Origin of the sequence: Flavobacterium longum, assembly GCF_965137575.1 — a bacterium.
Taxonomy (GTDB): domain Bacteria; phylum Bacteroidota; class Bacteroidia; order Flavobacteriales; family Flavobacteriaceae; genus Flavobacterium; species Flavobacterium longum.
In genome coordinates, this window is sequence record NZ_CBCRZJ010000001.1 from 540,698 (window position 1) to 558,282 (window position 17,585).

Below are 17,585 nucleotides of genomic sequence, written 5' to 3' on the forward strand. Positions count from 1 at the left end.
GCTACAAATAAAGATATTTTAAATGAAAAAAGGAACCCGAAAGCCCCTTTTTATTAACAAAATATTTTGTTTTAGTAGGCCATCAACTCCTTAAGTGCGGTTTCAAATCGGCCTTTTGGAAGATACTGGTCTTCAAGGGCTTTCGTAAACGGAATAGGACTGTCCAGACTGGCCACGCGCTTCACCGGACCGTCGAGATATTCGAAACAATCTTCCATAATCATCGCAGAAATGTCACTGGCGATACCGCCGAACATCGAATCTTCCTGCAAAATGATGCATTTACTTGTCTTTTTTACCGAGGCGTAAACGGTGTCCTTATCCAGCGGCTGTAAGGTCCGCAAATCAATTAAATCGGCCGATATCTCAGGATTGAGATCTAGTGTTTCCAATGCCCAATGAACTGCGGCACCAAAGGCGATGATGGTGACGTCTTTCCCTTCGCGCAGCCTCGTCGCCTTACCTAATTCTATGGTGTAATAATCTTTCGGAACATCTTGATAGACACTTCTGTACAGCAACTTATGCTCAAAATACATCACGGGATTCGGATCGTTGATCGACGCGTTCAACAAACCTTTCGCATCATACGGAAACGCAGGATAAACCACTTTCAATCCTGGTGTTTTCGTGAACCACGCTTCATTGGTTTGTGAATGGAACGGCCCTGCCTGCGTGCCGCCGCCGCATGGCATCCGTACGACTACATCGGCTTTTTCGTTCCAACGGTAATGCACTTTGGCTAGGTAGTTCACGATCGGGTTGAATCCAGTCGAGACGAAATCGGCAAACTGCATTTCCACGATGGCTTTGTAACCGTTGATGGACAAACCCATGCCCGCCGACACTACGGCAGACTCACAAATCGGGGTGTTGATGACGCGCTCTTTACCGAATTCGGCCACAAAGCCGTCGGTCACTTTGAACGCACCGCCATATTCTGCGATGTCCTGGCCCATGATGACCAAGTTGTCATGGCGTTGCATGGATTGACGCAGGCCTTGCGATACCGCGTCCACATAACGGATGTTTTCGGTTTCTTCGCCCGGTGTAACCAGTTCGAATTCATAGGGTTTGTACACGTCGCCTAATTCCACTTCTTGGTCAGCGACAATTTCGGCTTCTGTATTGGCGATCATCAGGTTGTCGTCGATTTCAGCCTTGATGTCTTCGCGCCATTTCTCGTCTTTCTCCGGACGCAAAACGCCTTGTTTGGTGAGGTAACGTCGGTAGTTGTCCACCGGATCTTTTTCGGCCCACAGATCCATCAATTCTTGCGGAACGTACTTGGTACCGCTCGCTTCTTCGTGCCCACGCATCCGGAATGTCTTGAACTCAATGAGTACCGGACGCGGCTTCTCGCGCATAGATGCTACGATGTCAGACAATTCGTTATATACTTCGAGGATATTGTTGCCGTCCAGGATGTGTGCTTCCATGCCATAACCAATGCCGCGGTCGGCCAGGTTCTCGCAACGGTATTGCTCTCGTGTCGGCGTTGAAAGGCCGTAGCCATTGTTCTCGATGATGAACAAAACGGGCAAATCCCAAACCGATGCGATGTTCAACGCTTCATGAAAATCGCCTTCGCTGGTGGCACCTTCGCCGGTAAATACGGCACAGACTTTCTTATTTTTCTTGAGTTTGTTGGCTAGCGCAATCCCGTCGGCGACGCCCAATTGCGGCCCGAGATGCGAAATCATTCCTATAATATTGTACTCCTGCGTCCCGAAATGGAACGAGCGGTCGCGGCCTTTGGTGAATCCGGCGGCCTTGCCTTGCCACTGTGAAAAAAGCCGGTAAAGCGGAATGTCGCGACCGGTGAACACACCCAGGTTCCGGTGCATCGGCAAGATGTATTCGTCTTCGCCCAACACGGCAGTGATGCCAACCGAGATGGCTTCCTGCCCTATTCCCGAAAACCATTTTGACACTTTGCCCTGACGGATCAGGATGAGCATTTTTTCTTCGATCAACCTTGGCTTGAGCAGCCTTTTGTAGAGGTCGAGCAATTGCTCGTCGGTCAGGTTTCTTCTTTCGAAATTCATTATGGCGGTTTCCGTTTATGTTAAAAAACTTGTCAAAAGTATGAATTGCCGTCGAAATTAGGAAATAACATTGCAAGCAGGCGCATAAAATCTTTGGACGGCCTATAAATCCGATGAGCGACCAAAAAAAAGCCTTGCGCGAATGTCAAGGCTTTCAGGTCGGATCAATCATTAAACTAATTTCCGGTTTTCACGAACTTCTTGCGGAGCTGTGTGCCGTCGCCCATAGTGAGTTCCAGCACGTAAAAACCAGATGGCAACGCCGAAGCGTCGATGTCGTTTCCGGTGATCTTCAGCGCGATTTGTTGGCCATTGACATTGTAAGCAACGGCTTTGGTGAATGTAAAGTCAGACAAAATACTGATCGTCGAACTTACCGGATTTGGATAGAGCGCGACATTTTTCGCCTCTGGCATGTCGTTCACGCCCAGCGACGTGTTGGTCACATTCAAGGTGTAAGTCACGGTTTGCGGTGTTGGCCAAGACGAAATGAAGATGTAGTACGTAGTTCCGGCGGTGACCGCGAAGTTATCAATCGTACGCGCGCCGGCACTTGGTCCGGTGGCGCAGGCCGCATAAGTTACCCCAATGTCTGCGCAATTGGTGTAAATGAACATGCCGGTCCAAGCGAGTGCGGACGGGATTTCCACTTTAATCGTGCCGCTTGCCGCCGGCGTGTAAGCGTAAATCACATCGTTTCCGCCATGGTAATAGTTACCGAATGTAGTGGTTGAACATACCGGATGCGTCGTGGTCTGCGGATCGTAACTGTCTAGATAGTTAGCCGTGTCACCGGTGATGGAATACGGCAACGACGTGATGACTATCGGGTCTTCGCATAGCGAACCTTGTGCAAAAGTGCCCGTGGCCGCCAGTAGCATCAAAAAGTAAAGTTTTTTCATAGTCGATGGATTATGGTTTATCCAAATATAAATGATTCCCATTTTGCCCGATGCCGGCCTTCCGTGAAAAGCAGTATTTCTCGATGAGCAGCCTGTTTTAACAATTTGATCGGCGCGCATCCTCGCAAATCTATTGTTGATAACTTTTAAAATTCCGATTTCAATTTATTCTTTACATTTGTTTTTTCAGGCGTTTCAAGCGTTTGAGTTATTAACAAACAATTTAAGTATGCAAAACATCCCAAGTGTTGACTTACGTGATTTCCTGTCGGGCGATCCGGCACGTAAACAAAAATTTGTAAATGAAATCGGCAAGGCATACGAAGATATTGGCTTCGTGGCATTAAAAGGTCATTTTTTAGATGACAAACTCGTGGGCGAATTGTACGATGAAGTACGCAAGTTCTTCGCGCTTCCCGTCGAGACCAAAGAAAAATATGAAATCCCGGGCATCGGCGGCCAACGCGGCTATGTGTCGTTCGGGAAAGAACACGCCAAAGGCCGTTCGGCCGGAGACTTGAAAGAGTTTTGGCATTTCGGGCAGTACGTCGACGCAGACTCCAAATATGCAAGCGAATACCCGGCGAATGTTACGGTGGAGGAATTGCCGCATTTCAACGAAGTCGGTAAGGAAGCCTATCAAATGCTTGAAAAGACAGGCGTTTATGTATTGCGCGCCCTGGCTTTGTTCCTTGGGTTGGATGAATTCTATTTTGACCCGTACATTAAGAATGGCAACAGCATCTTGCGTCCGATCCACTACCCGCCTATCACGGACGAGCCAAAAGACGCGGTACGCGCTGCAGCGCATGGCGATATCAACCTGATTACCCTGTTGATGGGCGCACAAGGAAAAGGGTTACAGGTGCAAAACCACAACGGCGATTGGATCGATGCGATGGCCCAGCCGGATGAACTCGTGATCAACGTAGGTGACATGTTGTCGCGCCACACCAACAACCGCTTGAAATCGACAATCCACCAAGTGGTGAATCCACCGCGGGAATTGTGGGGCACTTCAAGGTATTCCATCCCGTTCTTCATGCACCCGATTTCGGAAATGAAACTCGACGTGTTGCCGAGCACGATTGACGCCGACAACCCGAAGCGCTACGACGACATCACGGCCGGCGAATTCCTGCACGAGCGTCTGGTGGATTTGGGCTTGATCAAAAAGTAATACGTTTGTTCAATGTTTAAAGTTCAAAGTTCAAGGTTATCACTACCTTAAACTTTGAACTTTAAACTTTTAAACGCGCTTTATGGACCTCAAAGACCAACTCAAAAACCTTTTCCCCGACCACGAGCCACTTCCTGAAGAAACGCAGGCAGTTGCGCCGCATCATTTGCACCTGCAAAAAGAACCGCTCATCTGCAAATTCGAGAAACGCAACGGAAAACCCGTCACCATCATCGACGGATACGAAGGCAGCGACGAGGATTTCAAATTACTTTCCAAGGAAATAAAAACCAAATTCGGCGTCGGCGGGAGTTTCCGCGGCGGCGAAATGCTGATCCAGGGCGATTACCGTGACAAAATCATGGACTTGCTCAAAGGAAAAGGATTTAGGGTAAAACGTGTCGGCGGGTGACATCAATGAATAATTAATAATGAATAATTAATACGTCCCATTCGTCTGATATTTGACGTTCGACATTCGACCAACATGATAAAATCCTCAGAACTCATACTCAACCCAGACGGCAGCGTGTATCACATCAACCTGCGTCCGGAACACATTGCGCACGACATCATTTTTGTGGGCGATCAGAACCGCGTGGAGAAAATCACGCAATTTTTTGAAACCATCGAATTTTCCACCCAAAAACGCGAATTCAAGACGCAAACCGGTTTTTACAAAGGCAAGCGCATGACCGTGATGTCAACCGGGATTGGCCCGGACAATATCGACATCGTCATGAACGAACTGGATGCGCTGGTAAACATCGATCTGGAAACGCGCAAACCGAAAGAAAACCTGACCTCGCTCAACATCATCCGCATCGGGACATCGGGCTCATTGCAGCCGGACATTCCCGTGGACAGTTTCGTGATGTCTAAATACGGATTGGGGCTGGACAACATGCTTCGCTCCTACTGCATCGACGAAATCACGGACATTGCCATTGAAGACGCATTTATTGCCCATACCAATTGGGATTTGAGGAAAGGCCGACCGTACATTATCGGGTGTTCGGAAATACTGGCCAAACGGATTGAAAGCAGCCGCATGCACAAAGGAATTACCGCCACCGCCGGCGGTTTTTATGGTCCGCAAGGCCGTGTGCTCAGGCTCAACATCCAGGATGAATCGCTGAATGCCAAGATGGACAACTTTACTTTCGGCGAGAACAAAATCACGAACCTCGAAATGGAAACCGGCGCCATTTACGGCTTATCGAAACTGCTCGGGCATAACGCGCTGTCACTGAATGCCATCATCGCCAATCGTGCCAACGGGACATTCAGCGCCGATCCTTACAAAGCCGTCGATGAACTCATTGCATATACGCTGGACAAACTGGCTGCAGGAAACTAAACAAGAGAATCATTGGAACCGATCATCGATGCGTTAAGACAACTCCTTGCCAACGGCGAAACATACCTCAAGAGTGCGGCGGAAAGCGAATTGCGACAGCCGTATGCCCCGGGAAAATGGTCGCGGAAACAAGTCATCGGTCATTTAATAGACTCGGCGCTGAACAACCTGCAACGATTTACGGAAATCCACGGGCTGCCGCAGCCTTATGTATATCGGGAATACCGTCAGGATGAATTGGTGGCCATCAACCGCTATCACGACATGGACACCTCGGATTTGATGCAATTGTGGCTGTCGTTGAACCGGCAAATCCTTTGGGTGATGGCAACGGTCACCGAACCACAACTCGAACGCCAAGTCTTGATGCCTGATGGCACACGAACCAACCTGCGCTACCTGATGCAGGATTACCCGCACCATTTGGCCCATCACCTGCAACAAATCATCTCGAAATGAAGAAAATTACCGTCGCGGGCGTACCCGAACACTTCAACCATCCGTGGCATATCGCTTTGGAGAAAGGCCTGTTCGCCAAAGAAGGCATCGAATTGAGTTGGATCGACGTACCGGAAGGCACCGGCAAAATGTGCCAGATGTTGCGCAATGGAGAAACGGACATCGCCGTCATCCTTACCGAAGGCATCGTGAAGGACATTACCCAAGGCAACCCATCGAAAATCGTACAGGAATATGTTGCGTCGCCATTAGTTTGGGGTATTCATGTGGCCGCCGAATCGCCGTTCCACAAAATGGAAGATATTGAATATGCAACGGCCGCCATCAGCCGTGAAGGCTCGGGATCGCAACTCATGGCCTATGTCAATGCGGCTAATGAAGGCTGGACTACCGAGAATTTAAAATTCAGGATTGTCCATACGATAGACGGCGCGGTCGAAGCCTTGACCAACGGCGACGCGGATTATTTCATGTGGGAACGGTTCATGACCAAACCGCTCGTGGACAAAGGCATCTTCAGGCGTATTGCCGATTGCCCCACGCCGTGGCCCTGTTTCGTGATTGCCGTGCGCGATGAAGTGTTGGCTTCCGACCGTGACACCGTTTCCAACATGTTGTCCGTAATCAATAGCGTTACGGCCACATTCAAGGAAATTCCGGGAATCGATGCCATACTCGCCGATAAATTCCACCAGAAAAAAGATGACATCCAGACTTGGCTCGGCATGACGAAATGGTCGCAGTCCGGCTTGGCCGAAGATATGTTAAACAAAGTCCAAAATCAGTTGCTCGAACTTTCCCTTATTGATAAAAAGGGTACTTTTGCTGAAATGGTTAAGACACTGTAGCTTGGCTTTATCGGCGATGAATTTCAAGGACATTCCAATTGACAAAATCAGGGAAAAGCTCACGGTCAAAAAACCCTGGGATTCCATCATCATCCTGATACTGAATATCCTGATTGCCATTCCGGTGTTCATCATCATCCACCAGAACATCATCGATCCCCAATGGCCGATAGCCATCGACCGCATCCTGCTTTTCATCGCGATCGTCGTCTTGTTGCAACTCCTGCTCAGGCTGTTGCGCAAAGTGCTCATCATTTGTATTTTCTTGTATCTGTTCTCGCTGGTGTACGGCAGCCTTTTCGGGAACTACGGCTTCTCGCGCGTTTACGATGACTATCGTTCCATGGTGTATGCGATGGCCGACGATCCAAACCCGCAGGACATCATCATTTCCAAACTGTTGCCGTTCCCGAACAAAAGTGCCATCCTGCGGGCCATCCAGTACGACAATCCTAAGGTGCGGAATTTCGCGGTGATGGCCACCAACAAACATTTCAAGAACCACAAGAGTTATGGCGACTACCGGACGCTGGTGCAATGCTTTGCGGTGTTCAAGGAAATCAACGGCCGCTGGAATTACGTCAACGACCCGAAAGGCCGCGACTATATTGCCACGGCCAGCGAATCGTTGAATTATCTTTCCGGCGATTGCGACGACCATGCGATCCTGATGGCTGCCTGCATCCGGTCTATAGGCGGTACGCCGCGGCTGATCCACACGACCGGCCATATTTATCCGGAAATTCTGGTGGGCCGCAAAAAAGAATTGGAAAGCATCAACTACTTGATCAAGAAAGTCCTGTTCCCGAAAGAAACCCAGGGCAAGGAAATTCACTACCACATCGACGAACACGGGCAAGTGTGGCTCAACCTCGATTACACCGCCAAATATCCGGGCGGGCCGTTCATGTCTGAGGAAATCCTGGGCGCACTCACGCTGAATTGATTTTTGGGAAACCGCACCGAACCAAAACATCAATTTCATATCTTCGCAAAAACATCCGCTATGAAGAAACTACTTTTTCTGGCCTTATGCGCTTTCGGTGTGGCACATGCACAGGAAGAAGAGAAAATGCTCGACGGCCGGCACGAAGTCCGGGTTGACCTTTTGTCTCTGGCGCTCAAGTCTGAGCCGAACCTTACCTATGAATATTTCATCGACCAAGATTGGTCCGTAGGCGTATTCGCTGGTTTTTCGGGCGGCAGCAAACTCGAAGACGATTTCGACGCCGGCAACCGGAACAATCTCCCTAAATACGAAGTAAACCCGTTCGTACGTTACAATCTGTCGAAAAGCCAAAAGAGTTTCTATTTTGCAGAAGCCTTCCTGTCGGCCAATGGCGGCGAGTTCCGTGAAACGGTGCGGGAAGTCGACGAAAACGGCAACGGTTTTTACACCAATGCCAAGAGCAACTATTCCGATTTTGGTGCGGGCGGCGCGCTCGGCTATAAATTGTATATCAAAGAACAGTTCGCGATAGAGCTCACCGTTGGGTTTGGCGCGAATTTCTTCAACACAGACAAAAGCCCCGATGTATTATCCCGCGTTGGGCTCAGCGCCGGATACCGATTTTAAAAAAATACTGCGATGAAAAAACTGAGATACTTACTGCCTGCCCTGGCCTTACTGCTTTTCGCCTGCGATACGGATGACGACGGTTTCTACAATGCCGTCTATGTGCAAGCGGCTGGCCTGATGACGATTGAAAACCCATCGGCGACATACAACGCCGGTGATGTGGTTTTGGTGGAAGCCCATATCCCGAGATTGCTTCCGGAAGCTGGCCAAAGTGAATTGCTCGATGTTCGTGCCACAACCGGCGCCAACAGTTTCCAATTCAGCTTTTTCTTGGAAAAACTAAACGGTTCTCAATGGGAACTCGTGGATGTTACCGGAAATTTTGTGGCCGGAACGGACGGTTCGGCCAATGTTGGGTTTTTCGTGCAAGGGTTTCTCGAATTTGATGGGGTTGCGGATGAATATTTGTTCGATGGCGGTGTCCGTGTCATGCAGCCGGGTACGTACAGGCTGAATTTCAGCAACAATACTGACGATTTTGAGAAGGTATTCCTGCGCTCCAACAGCCCGGGCAACAACTTGGTGATGAACATCTTTTCTTCATCGCCGAGCCTTGACGAAACAGGCGTTTTTGAATTTACGGTAAACTAGTTACCAGATAATTGCACGTTTCCCTTTTGATGCGAGCCATTCATTGGTTTTGCTGAAATGATGGTTCCCGAACCAGTGCCCTTTGTTGGCGCTTAACGGCGACGGATGCCCGGTTTCCAGCACCAAATGTTTAGACTGATCGACCAGCACAGATTTCTTGCGGGCATAGCCGCCCCACAGTAGGAATACGACGTCTTTCTTTTGCGCGGATACCGTCCGGATGACCGCATCCGTGAACGTTTCCCATCCTTTTCCTTGGTGGCTTGCCGCTTGTCCTTGCCGGACGGAGAGTGTCGCGTTCAAGAGCAACACACCTTGTCTCGCCCAGCGCTCCAGATTGCCCGACGCAGGAATGGGCTGGCCAAGATCGCGACGGATTTCCTCGAAGATGTTGCGCAGCGACGGCGGGAAATCAATTCCATCATTTACCGAAAAACAAAGTCCGTGCGCCTGTTTAGGGCCGTGATAGGGATCTTGGCCGATGATCACCACTTCCAATTTATCGAAAGGACAATGGTCAAAGGCTGCAAAAATCTGCGGACCAGGCGGATAACAACGACCAAAAGCGTATTCTTGCTTTACGAACGTAATCAGGTCTTGAAAATAAGGCTTTTCGAATTCGGGGGCGAGCACGGTTTTCCAGGACGGCTCGATCTTGATGTCCATACTTTAATTTTTATCCAAAGATAGCCAAATTCAATCCTGCCGTGGCCGGGGAAACTTCCAATTTTAACTAACTTTGCGTTCCATCACCGCGATATGACCGTCACCGAAAAAACGTTGCAGGATTTACAGTTTCCGACCATTCTGGAAACCTTATCGGGCATTTGCAATACCGATCTGGGCAAGGAAAAAGCCTTGCATATAGCGCCATTCAAAGACCGCGACGTTTTGTTCGCCGCGCTACGGATGACGTCGGAGTACGTATCGTCGTTCCAAAATAACAATGCCATCCCGAATCACGGTTTCGAGGCCATCAGCGCCGAAATCAAGTTCCTTTCCATAGAAGACAGTTTTTTGGAACCGGCAGCATTCCGGAAAATCGCCGTGGTGTCCGAGACGACCAACCTGTTGCTGTTGTTCTTTAAGAAGTTTGAGGAATATTACCCCGCGCTTCGTGCGATGTCGGCGGCCGTGCCTGTTACCAAGGAAATCATTTCGGCGATAGACAACATCGTCGATAAATTCGGGGAGATCAAAGACAATGCGTCGCCGCGCCTGACCGAGATACGCCGCGAGATGAACACCGTCCGCGGAAAAGTGAACCAGAGTTTCGGGACGGCGTTGAGCCATTACAACGGCTTGGGGTACTTGGATGACATTCGCGAGAGTTTTGTGGAAAACCGCCGTGTGCTCGCGGTGTTGGCCATGTATAGGCGAAAAGTGAAAGGCGCCATCATGGGCAGTTCCAAGACCGGCAGCATCGCTTACATCGAACCTGAAGCCACACTGAAATACTCGCGCGAATTGGCGAATCTTGAATATGAAGAACGCGAGGAAATCACCAAAATCCTCAAGATGTTGTCGTCGCAGATCAGGCCGCATGTCCCGTTGCTGTTGCAGTATCAGGATTTCCTGAGCGACATTGACGTGATTGCGGCGAAAGCGAAATACGCCGTGCGTACCAACAGTGTGCTGCCTACCATTACCGAGGAGCGCAGGCTTTTCTTCCGGGAAGCGTACCACCCGATATTATACCTGACCAACCAAGCAAAAAAAGAGAAAACATTCCCGCAGACATTTGACTTACATCAGGACAAACGCATCGTTGTGATTTCCGGGCCGAATGCGGGCGGAAAAACCATTTCCCTGAAGACCGTTGGGTTGTTGCAATTGATGTTGCAAAGTGGTTTGTTGATTCCGGTACATGAACGAAGCGAGACCTTTTTGTTCGATAGGATATTGACCGATATTGGCGACAACCAATCCATTGAAAATCATTTAAGTACGTATAGCTACCGGTTAAAGAACATGAATTACTTCCTGAAGAAATGCAACGGAAAAACATTGTTCTTGATCGACGAATTCGGCACGGGTTCAGACCCGGAATTGGGCGGCGCGCTGGCCGAAGTATTCCTTGAGGAATTTTATCACCGGGAAGCGTTCGGTATCATTACGACGCATTACGCCAACCTGAAGATGCTGGCCAATGAACTACCAAATGCACTCAACGCCAACATGCTCTTTGACGAAAAATCGCTGGAACCGATGTACAAATTGGTCTTGGGACAGGCCGGCAGCTCGTTTACGTTTGAAGTTGCGCAAAAGAACGGCATCCCATACGGCCTGATCAACCGGGCCAAAAAGAAGATTGAAAGCGGAAAGGTGCGTTTCGACAAAACCATCGCGACGTTGCAGAAAGAGCGCTCCAAGCTGGAGAAAACCTCGCAAACGCTAAAAGAGGAAGAAATCAAGGCGCGGGAAGAAAGCCAGAAACTCGAAACCATCAACGCCAAGATCAAGCAGAAACTGGAAAATTACCAGGAATTGTATGACAGCAACCAAAAGTCGATTTACCTCGGGCAGAAGTTGCAGGACATGGCTGATAAATACTACAACAACAAAGACAAGAAAACCATGATCGGGGAATTCCTGAAATTGGTTGAAATGGAAAATGCCAAGCGAAAGAAAGTGGCATCGGCCGCCGTGCAAAAGGCGGAAGCGCAAAAAATTAAAGTAATCGAGGCTGAAGTAAAAGTGGCCGTCGAAGCCATCCGCAAAGAGAAAAAGGAAAAGAAACAAAAAGCCAAACTCGAAGAAAAACCCAAGCCCATATTGAAAGTCGGAGATCGCGTCAGGATGAACGATGGCAAGTCCGTTGGGACGATTGACAGCATCGAAAAAAACAAGGCCGTGGTAAACTACGGCATTTTCACTTCGAAAGTCGGGCTGGACGTTTTGGAATTGGTGGAAGCAAAAAAGTAATATGGACATTTCCCAGATACCCAAAGACAAAATCATCTTGCTGTTCGACGGTGTGTGTAACTTGTGCGACGGCTTGGTGCAATACGTCATCAAACACGATAAGAAAGACATCTTTCGATTCGATTCACTGCAATCTGAAAACGGCAGGGCAATCCTAAAACACTTGGGCGTTGATCCGGAAAAAATGGACAGTATGGTGGTTTACGTGCCCGGAAAGGCTTATTACGTCCAATCGGACGCGGCACTGGAAATCGGTAAACACGTTGGCTGGAAAATTCCGGTGGCATTGGCACAGGTTTTCCCGAAAAGTTTGCGTGACACGGTCTATCGGTACGTGGCGCGCAACCGCTACAAATGGTACGGAAAGAAAGACCAATGCATGCTTCCGACACCTGAAATACGGGCTAAGTTTCTCCGATAAAAAAAGCCCGACGACTGCCGGGCCTTATCATTTTTTGAATTGTGAATTATTGTTTCACGATTTTCTTTACCGTCGAAACGCCTTCAGCGATGACATCAATTACGTAAACACCTGAAGCCAAATCACTGATGTTCAATTGGGCATTAGTAACGCCGTCAAATTTCTGTGACTTCACCACACGACCGTTCATATCTGTGATGGAAACCGTCTCGATATTCTTGGTGTTGCTGATGTTTACCATGTTGGTCGCTGGGTTCGGGTAAACAGAAACTACGTTCTGAGCAATCACCTGTGGTGTGCCCAATGTGTCTTCTGCAGAAGCCCTTGCCGTAAAGTTGTCGTATTTTGCAACAGCCGCAACGGTGTTTCCTGTACCGGCAGCCAAGATGAAGTCGATTTCGGCCGGATCGACACCCAGTCCTGCACCTGTAATAAATCCGTCAAAGTAACCGTCACACCTCCAAATAACTTCACCGGTAGCATAGTTGAAACTCATACCTACACGTACCCAAGTATCAGCAGGAAGCGCGACTGGCGTAGCGCCCAAATTGAATAGGAAGTTGCCCAATGTACCGGCATTGTCATAATAAGCTACACCAGAAATCACCTTTGTATCTTCGACCATAGACAACCCCACTAGCGCTTGGGTACCGGTAGCATCATATACGACGATACGTTGTGCGTTCTTACTTGTAGTAGCAGGTCCTGTATAAAGTTCAAATTCGATTTCGAGGATGTCATTCCCTGTCGTCCTTCCCATCCAAAGCGCGTCAAAGCCAGCTTGCCACATAAAACGCGAGTTGGTGGCTGTATTTGAACCCGTAATCTGCAATACATTGCCATACGTCGGGTCAGCATCTTCTACCACTTGAAAAGCTTCATTGGTTCCAGCAGCCGCAATAAAAGTTAAGTAATCACCTTGCCCCGGAGTGACGCCAGTCAAGTCTGTACCGATATTGCCTACCGTAAGGCCAGAGAAATCCTCGGTGTAAAAAATGTCTTGCGCATTAGCGGAAAAAGCAAACGCCAGACATGCTGATAGTAATAGTTTTTTCATAAAAGTTTTTTTAATTAGATTCAGCCGTAAAGCTATAAAAAAAAATCCAAAAAAAAACTTTTCGACAAAAGTTGTCAATTGTAGAAAAATGGTTGGTTTTACTAGTCTTTATCGGCTTCATACTTCCCTATCACCGAAGTGGCCAAGGCATTTCCCAACACGTTCGTAGCGCTGCGGAACATGTCGCAGAAATGATCTATGGGAAGTATCAGCGCGATGCCTTCCACGGGAATCTTAAACATGCCACAAGTAGCCGCTACGACGACCAGACTGGCGCGCGGCACGCCGGCAATTCCTTTACTGGTAAGCATCAGAACGAGCAACATCGTCATCTGTGTGCCTACACTTAAGTCAATACCATAAGCCTGCGCGATAAAAATACTGGCGAAAGTCATGTACATCATGCTGCCATCAAGATTGAAGGAGTAACCCAGCGGCAACATAAACGATACGACTTTGTCCTTGACGCCGAAGCGTTCGAGTTCCTCAGTTAGTTTCGGAAAAACCGCTTCGCTGCTGGTGGTTCCGAAGGCGATGAACAACGGGCTGACAATTCTTTTGAGTAAAATCACCATGGATTTCTTGAGTATCATAAACCCAACGGCAAGCAAAATCACCCAAAGCGATGCGATGCCTACCATGAAAGATCCGAAATATTTCACGTAAGTAACCACCAAGTTGTTCAAATCGTGGATGGCCAATACCGATGCAATGGCACCGAAGACACCCAACGGTGCGAACTTCATGACATAGCCCACCATTTTCAGGATGATATGCGAGGTCTTGTCGAGTGCTTTTACGACGGGTTTCGCCATGTCTCCGATGGATGCCGCAGCGAGTCCGAAAAAGATCGAAAACACTACGATTTGCAGGATTTCATTGGTTGCCATGGCCTCGACCACGCTTTTCGGGATGATGTGCTCGATGAATTTCTGGGCCGAAAAATCTTCGGTTTTCTGCGCGATGTCTGCGGCCGCGTTCATGTCAACATTCGCCAGTTTCAAACCGACGCCGGGTTGCAGCATGTTCACCCAGAACATTCCGATCAAAAGTGAAATGAACGAAGCGGTGAAAAACCACGCCAACGCCTTTCCGCCAATACGGCCTACCGATTTGATGTCGCCGAGCTTCGCGATGCCCACCACTAATGTCGTAAAGACCAGCGGCGAAATGATCATTTGCACCAAACGGATGAAAATGGTCGCGAGCAATTTGATGTTCGTGCTGAAAGACTTGGCCCAGTCCGGAGAAATGCCTCCTTGCGGCGACGTGTTTTCATAAATATAGATGCCCAGTCCGGCGCCCAACAGCATGGCCAGGATGATTTGCACCGTGAGGTTCGAAAGCCACGATTTCTTTTGGGTTGCGGTATTGCTCATTATCGGTAAATTTTATTGATCAGGTAAAAATCGGCCAGGACGATGGCGGCCATGGCTTCCACAATAGGAACGGCGCGCGGCACCACGCACGGGTCGTGCCTTCCCTTTCCTTCCATGGATATGGTATTTCCCGACGCGTCTATGGTTTGTTGCGGTTGCATGATGGTGGAAACCGGTTTGAACGCCACACGGAAATAAATGTCCATGCCGTTGGAAATGCCGCCTTGGATGCCGCCGGAAAGATTTGTCTTGGTTGTACCGTCAGGGTTGTAAGCGTCGTTGTGTTCGCTGCCTTTCATGCGGGCGCCGCAGAATCCGGAGCCATATTCAAAACCCTTAACGGCGTTGATGGAAAGCATGGCCTTGCCCAATTCGGCGTGCAACTTGTCGAAAACGGGTTCGCCCAAACCGACGGGCACATTTTGCAGCACGCAGGTTACCGTTCCGCCAACCGTATCGCCTTGGGCTTTGACTTCGGCGATGAGTTGCATCATGCGGGCGGCGGTTGCCGAATCAGGACAACGAACGGGGTTGCTGTCGGTTTGGGAGAAATCAAGGGCTTGGTATGGTTTGTCGATGAAGATATCACCGACAGACGACACGAATGCGTTAATTTTAACCTCGGGCAAGATTTGTTTGGCCAAGGCGCCAGCCACGACACGACAAGCCGTTTCACGCGCAGAACTACGGCCACCGCCACGGTAATCGCGCAGGCCATATTTCTGTTCATAAACATAGTCAGCATGACCTGGGCGGTAAACATCCTTAATATGGGAATAGTCCGCGGAATGTTGGTCTTGGTTGGCGATGGTAAAACCGATGGGCGTACCGGTGGCTTTCCCTTCGAAAATACCCGAAAGGAATTGTACTTGGTCTGGTTCCTTTCGTTGGGTAACGATGGCCGATTGCCCCGGACGGCGGCGGTCGAGCTCACGCTGGATGGCCTCGATACTGATCGCCAGACCGGGCGGGCAACCTTCAATGACGCCGCCTATGGCCGTGCCGTGCGATTCGCCGAATGTGGTAAGCTTGAAAAATGTCCCGAAGGTGTTTCCGGCCATGTGTGGGGTTTTGACAAATGTAAGGTTTAGTTGCAAAGCGACAAAGTTTTTTGGTGAGGTGGATGATTCGTGCGCTGCACATGGTCGGGGCCGCGTTAGGGATTGCAGCATTGTTTGAGCTCTTTACAAAGAACCCAAAGGTTTTAAACCCGTGGCGTCACCAAACGGTATGGAGCGCAGTAGGATAAAACCGTTGGGGGCTGCAAAAGCGAGTGCGGAAAGCCCGGCGTGAAGCGCAACGCCCAAAACCAATTTCTTAACCTTCGCTTGCTTTTTGGGTCATTTCTCGGGATTTTCTTTGCAAGAAACTTTACGACATGAAAAAACGAAAGGTTGAATTGGTGGTGATTTCGGATGTGCATCTGGGCACGTACGGTTGCCACGCCAAGGAATTGTTGCAGTATTTGTCGTCGATCAAACCCAAGACGCTCATTCTCAACGGCGACATTATCGACATCTGGCAATTCCGGAAATCGTACTTCCCGAAAGCGCATTTAAAAGTCATCCGGAAAATCCTCGATTTTGCCGCCAAGGGCACGAAAGTGTATTACATGACGGGCAATCACGACGAAATGCTGCGAAAATTCAGCGATACCGGCATCGGGAACATTTCCATCCTGGACAAACTTGTGCTGGATCTGGACGGCAAAAAAGCGTGGGTTTTCCACGGAGATGTGTTCGATGTATCGGTGCAACATTCAAAATGGATCGCGAAACTGGGCGGTTTGGGCTACGATTATTTGATCCTGATGAACCGGTTGGTGAATTGGTGCCTGAAGAAAACCGGGCGTCCGCCCTACTCTTTTTCCAAAAAAATCAAAGCCAGCGTGAAGAAGGCGGTTTCCTATATTTCAGATTTCGAGGACACGGCTACGGATTTGGCCATCCAAAAGAAATACGACTACGTGATTTGCGGCCACATCCATGAGCCGAAAATCCTGATGCGCACCGCAAAAGATGGCAGCACGCTTTACCTGAATTCCGGGGATTGGGTTGAAAACCTCACGGCGCTGGAATACCACCGCAAACGTTGGAAGCTCTATCGGTTCGACGAGCACCAGCCGCAACCGGAAGAAGACCTTTTCGACATGGACGCACTACTCGACCGTCAGTATTTCAATCTGGAACTCGACGGTTTGTTGAACTAGTACTACGAAAAGTTGTAGAACTTGTGGAAAAGCACTTATCGTTTTGTTAAAATGGGCACGCACCTGATTTTAACATTCTAAATTTGCTTCACTAACTATAACTAAAGTTCTTATGAAGAAGATCATTTTTGCGATTGTGATGATCGGGTTCGGATTCGCAGCCCAATCTCAGGAAATCAGGAAAAATGCCCTCGGTTTGCGTTTGGGCGACAATGACGGATTTGGTGGTGAGATTTCTTACCAACGTGGCCTGTCAAGCAACAACCGCCTGGAGTTTGACCTGGGCTGGCGCGACAGCAAACATTACGACGCCATGAAAATTGCCGGTTTGTACCAATGGGTTTGGAATATTGACGGCGGGTTTAACTGGTATGCTGGTGTAGGCGGCGGACTCGGAACGTATGACGTTGACGACGATCACGTAGATCCAGATTGGGATGACGACAGCGGTACGTTCATTTTCGTGGCCGGTGACATCGGGATCGAGTATGTGTTCGACGAAGCGCCGATACAGCTCTCGCTTGATTTCCGTCCGGAAATTTATTTCGGCGGCGATTATGCCGATGTGAACAACAGCTTCGGGCCAGACATCGCACTGGGCATCAGGTTTACATTCTAAACCAGAAT

At 49.1% G+C, this 17,585-nt stretch carries 18 protein-coding genes; 12 read left to right on the forward strand and 6 right to left on the reverse strand.

Annotation, left to right across the window (positions count from 1 at the left end):
• Window positions 1-71: 71 nt before the first annotated feature.
• Together ACM9J1_RS02465 and ACM9J1_RS02470 are read right to left on the reverse strand one after the other, a co-directional pair.
• Window positions 72-2,048, reverse strand: a complete 1,977-nt coding sequence (locus ACM9J1_RS02465) for an alpha-ketoacid dehydrogenase subunit alpha/beta (RefSeq protein ID WP_415580312.1) — start codon at window positions 2,046-2,048, stop codon at window positions 72-74.
• A gap of 176 nt (window positions 2,049-2,224) precedes the next feature.
• The gene (locus ACM9J1_RS02470) at window positions 2,225-2,950 is read right to left on the reverse strand and encodes a T9SS type A sorting domain-containing protein (RefSeq protein WP_415580313.1); all 726 of its coding nucleotides are present in this window, start codon (window positions 2,948-2,950) and stop codon (window positions 2,225-2,227) included.
• Between the two features lie 229 nt (window positions 2,951-3,179).
• Here ACM9J1_RS02470 and ACM9J1_RS02475 point away from each other — a divergent pair, with 229 nt between their 5' ends.
• The 8 genes from ACM9J1_RS02475 to ACM9J1_RS02510 all read left to right on the forward strand — a co-directional run bounded on the left by ACM9J1_RS02475 (window position 3,180) and on the right by ACM9J1_RS02510 (window position 8,967).
• The gene (locus ACM9J1_RS02475) at window positions 3,180-4,130 is read left to right on the forward strand and encodes an isopenicillin N synthase family dioxygenase (protein WP_415580314.1); all 951 of its coding nucleotides are present in this window, start codon (window positions 3,180-3,182) and stop codon (window positions 4,128-4,130) included.
• Between the two features lie 82 nt (window positions 4,131-4,212).
• Window positions 4,213-4,542 carry a translation initiation factor gene (locus tag ACM9J1_RS02480; protein ID WP_415580315.1) on the forward strand — a complete coding sequence of 110 codons (330 nt, stop codon included), beginning with the start codon at window positions 4,213-4,215 and terminating at the stop codon, window positions 4,540-4,542.
• A 75-nt stretch (window positions 4,543-4,617) separates the two neighbouring features.
• Window positions 4,618-5,490, forward strand: a complete 873-nt coding sequence (locus ACM9J1_RS02485) for a nucleoside phosphorylase (RefSeq protein ID WP_415580316.1) — start codon at window positions 4,618-4,620, stop codon at window positions 5,488-5,490.
• A 12-nt stretch (window positions 5,491-5,502) separates the two neighbouring features.
• The gene (locus tag ACM9J1_RS02490; RefSeq protein WP_415580317.1) at window positions 5,503-5,949 is read left to right on the forward strand and encodes a DinB family protein; all 447 of its coding nucleotides are present in this window, start codon (window positions 5,503-5,505) and stop codon (window positions 5,947-5,949) included.
• Window positions 5,946-6,797 (forward strand): substrate-binding domain-containing protein, encoded by an 852-nt coding sequence (locus ACM9J1_RS02495; RefSeq protein WP_415580318.1) that lies wholly within the window; start codon window positions 5,946-5,948, stop codon window positions 6,795-6,797. Before ACM9J1_RS02490 ends, ACM9J1_RS02495 begins: the two co-directional genes overlap by 4 nt.
• 16 nt (window positions 6,798-6,813) lie before the next feature.
• Window positions 6,814-7,743 (forward strand): transglutaminase, encoded by a 930-nt coding sequence (locus ACM9J1_RS02500; RefSeq protein ID WP_415580451.1) that lies wholly within the window; start codon window positions 6,814-6,816, stop codon window positions 7,741-7,743.
• Between the two features lie 60 nt (window positions 7,744-7,803).
• The gene (locus ACM9J1_RS02505; protein WP_415580319.1) at window positions 7,804-8,373 is read left to right on the forward strand and encodes a DUF3575 domain-containing protein; all 570 of its coding nucleotides are present in this window, start codon (window positions 7,804-7,806) and stop codon (window positions 8,371-8,373) included.
• Window positions 8,374-8,385: 12 nt separating this feature from the next.
• Window positions 8,386-8,967, forward strand: a complete 582-nt coding sequence (locus ACM9J1_RS02510) for a hypothetical protein (RefSeq protein ID WP_415580320.1) — start codon at window positions 8,386-8,388, stop codon at window positions 8,965-8,967.
• Here ACM9J1_RS02510 and ung read toward each other — a convergent pair whose 3' ends face one another.
• Window positions 8,968-9,633, reverse strand: coding sequence for a uracil-DNA glycosylase (gene ung, locus ACM9J1_RS02515; protein WP_415580321.1), 666 nt, complete (start codon window positions 9,631-9,633; stop codon window positions 8,968-8,970).
• A 93-nt stretch (window positions 9,634-9,726) separates the two neighbouring features.
• Here ung and ACM9J1_RS02520 point away from each other — a divergent pair, with 93 nt between their 5' ends.
• A complete protein-coding gene (locus ACM9J1_RS02520; RefSeq protein WP_415580322.1) occupies window positions 9,727-11,892 on the forward strand; it encodes an endonuclease MutS2 in 2,166 nt (721 codons plus the stop codon).
• A gap of 1 nt (window position 11,893) precedes the next feature.
• Window positions 11,894-12,313 (forward strand): thiol-disulfide oxidoreductase DCC family protein, encoded by a 420-nt coding sequence (locus ACM9J1_RS02525; protein ID WP_415580323.1) that lies wholly within the window; start codon window positions 11,894-11,896, stop codon window positions 12,311-12,313.
• Between the two features lie 46 nt (window positions 12,314-12,359).
• Here the strand turns inward: ACM9J1_RS02525 and ACM9J1_RS02530 are convergent, their stop codons facing one another.
• The 3 genes from ACM9J1_RS02530 to aroC all read right to left on the reverse strand — a co-directional run bounded on the left by ACM9J1_RS02530 (window position 12,360) and on the right by aroC (window position 15,810).
• Window positions 12,360-13,370 (reverse strand): T9SS type A sorting domain-containing protein, encoded by a 1,011-nt coding sequence (locus ACM9J1_RS02530; protein WP_415580324.1) that lies wholly within the window; start codon window positions 13,368-13,370, stop codon window positions 12,360-12,362.
• 101 nt (window positions 13,371-13,471) lie between these two features.
• A complete protein-coding gene (locus ACM9J1_RS02535) occupies window positions 13,472-14,749 on the reverse strand; it encodes a dicarboxylate/amino acid:cation symporter (protein ID WP_415580326.1) in 1,278 nt (425 codons plus the stop codon).
• A complete protein-coding gene (gene aroC, locus ACM9J1_RS02540) occupies window positions 14,749-15,810 on the reverse strand; it encodes a chorismate synthase (protein WP_415580327.1) in 1,062 nt (353 codons plus the stop codon). Before aroC ends, ACM9J1_RS02535 begins: the two co-directional genes overlap by 1 nt.
• Before the next feature lie 317 nt (window positions 15,811-16,127).
• Here aroC and ACM9J1_RS02545 point away from each other — a divergent pair, with 317 nt between their 5' ends.
• Window positions 16,128-16,958, forward strand: a complete 831-nt coding sequence (locus tag ACM9J1_RS02545; RefSeq protein ID WP_415580328.1) for a UDP-2,3-diacylglucosamine diphosphatase — start codon at window positions 16,128-16,130, stop codon at window positions 16,956-16,958.
• A gap of 112 nt (window positions 16,959-17,070) precedes the next feature.
• Window positions 17,071-17,577, forward strand: a complete 507-nt coding sequence (locus ACM9J1_RS02550; protein ID WP_415580329.1) for a hypothetical protein — start codon at window positions 17,071-17,073, stop codon at window positions 17,575-17,577.
• The last annotated feature ends 8 nt before the right edge of the window (window positions 17,578-17,585 follow it).

What these genes read in the sequence shown, in the direction of transcription:
- ACM9J1_RS02465 (WP_415580312.1), bottom strand. Translation starts at nt 2,048, where the DNA reads ATGAATTTCGAAAGAAGAAACCTGACCGACGAGCAATTGCTCGACCTC.
- ACM9J1_RS02470 (WP_415580313.1), bottom strand. Translation starts at nt 2,950, where the DNA reads ATGAAAAAACTTTACTTTTTGATGCTACTGGCGGCCACGGGCACTTTT.
- ACM9J1_RS02475 (WP_415580314.1), top strand. Translation starts at nt 3,180, where the DNA reads ATGCAAAACATCCCAAGTGTTGACTTACGTGATTTCCTGTCGGGCGAT.
- ACM9J1_RS02480 (WP_415580315.1), top strand. Translation starts at nt 4,213, where the DNA reads ATGGACCTCAAAGACCAACTCAAAAACCTTTTCCCCGACCACGAGCCA.
- ACM9J1_RS02485 (WP_415580316.1), top strand. Translation starts at nt 4,618, where the DNA reads ATGATAAAATCCTCAGAACTCATACTCAACCCAGACGGCAGCGTGTAT.
- ACM9J1_RS02495 (WP_415580318.1), top strand. Translation starts at nt 5,946, where the DNA reads ATGAAGAAAATTACCGTCGCGGGCGTACCCGAACACTTCAACCATCCG.
- ACM9J1_RS02500 (WP_415580451.1), top strand. Translation starts at nt 6,814, where the DNA reads ATGAATTTCAAGGACATTCCAATTGACAAAATCAGGGAAAAGCTCACG.
- ACM9J1_RS02505 (WP_415580319.1), top strand. Translation starts at nt 7,804, where the DNA reads ATGAAGAAACTACTTTTTCTGGCCTTATGCGCTTTCGGTGTGGCACAT.
- ACM9J1_RS02510 (WP_415580320.1), top strand. Translation starts at nt 8,386, where the DNA reads ATGAAAAAACTGAGATACTTACTGCCTGCCCTGGCCTTACTGCTTTTC.
- ung (WP_415580321.1), bottom strand. Translation starts at nt 9,633, where the DNA reads ATGGACATCAAGATCGAGCCGTCCTGGAAAACCGTGCTCGCCCCCGAA.
- ACM9J1_RS02520 (WP_415580322.1), top strand. Translation starts at nt 9,727, where the DNA reads ATGACCGTCACCGAAAAAACGTTGCAGGATTTACAGTTTCCGACCATT.
- ACM9J1_RS02525 (WP_415580323.1), top strand. Translation starts at nt 11,894, where the DNA reads ATGGACATTTCCCAGATACCCAAAGACAAAATCATCTTGCTGTTCGAC.
- ACM9J1_RS02530 (WP_415580324.1), bottom strand. Translation starts at nt 13,370, where the DNA reads ATGAAAAAACTATTACTATCAGCATGTCTGGCGTTTGCTTTTTCCGCT.
- ACM9J1_RS02535 (WP_415580326.1), bottom strand. Translation starts at nt 14,749, where the DNA reads ATGAGCAATACCGCAACCCAAAAGAAATCGTGGCTTTCGAACCTCACG.
- aroC (WP_415580327.1), bottom strand. Translation starts at nt 15,810, where the DNA reads ATGGCCGGAAACACCTTCGGGACATTTTTCAAGCTTACCACATTCGGC.
- ACM9J1_RS02545 (WP_415580328.1), top strand. Translation starts at nt 16,128, where the DNA reads ATGAAAAAACGAAAGGTTGAATTGGTGGTGATTTCGGATGTGCATCTG.
- ACM9J1_RS02550 (WP_415580329.1), top strand. Translation starts at nt 17,071, where the DNA reads ATGAAGAAGATCATTTTTGCGATTGTGATGATCGGGTTCGGATTCGCA.